Below are 287 nucleotides of genomic sequence, written 5' to 3'. Positions count from 1 at the left end.
GAAGTTTTTCTTTAGTAGGTCGAGGTTCGTTAGCAGCGGTGCAATTGCGCCAATAGACTCCTTGCCAAAGAGCGCGTTCAGTGCTTTCGGCTGCCTGGCCTTATCCAGTTTCGAAATACTTTCGAGAACCTTCAGCATTGTGCCCTGGGCGTCTTTTTGCATATCAGCGGCGAGCTTCTTGGAGTTAAACCCAAGGAACTGGAATGCTTCCTGCTGCTGCTTTGAGCCACCAGTAATTGCCAGCATGAAGTTCTTAATACCTGTAGCTGCAACTTCCTGCTCAACAC

The 287-nt window shown here is 49.1% G+C and carries 1 protein-coding gene; it reads right to left on the bottom strand.

Translation table 11 applies throughout. The features are described 5' to 3' along the window. Positions 1-287, bottom strand: a 287-nt coding sequence (locus FDX22_RS21465) for a phage tail tape measure protein (protein WP_146717745.1), incomplete at both ends; no start/stop codon positions are given.

The organism is Citrobacter sp. TBCS-14, from assembly GCF_005280805.1.
Lineage (GTDB): Bacteria > Pseudomonadota > Gammaproteobacteria > Enterobacterales > Enterobacteriaceae > Citrobacter > Citrobacter gillenii.
This window is presented reverse-complemented; position numbering and strand designations above follow the sequence as displayed.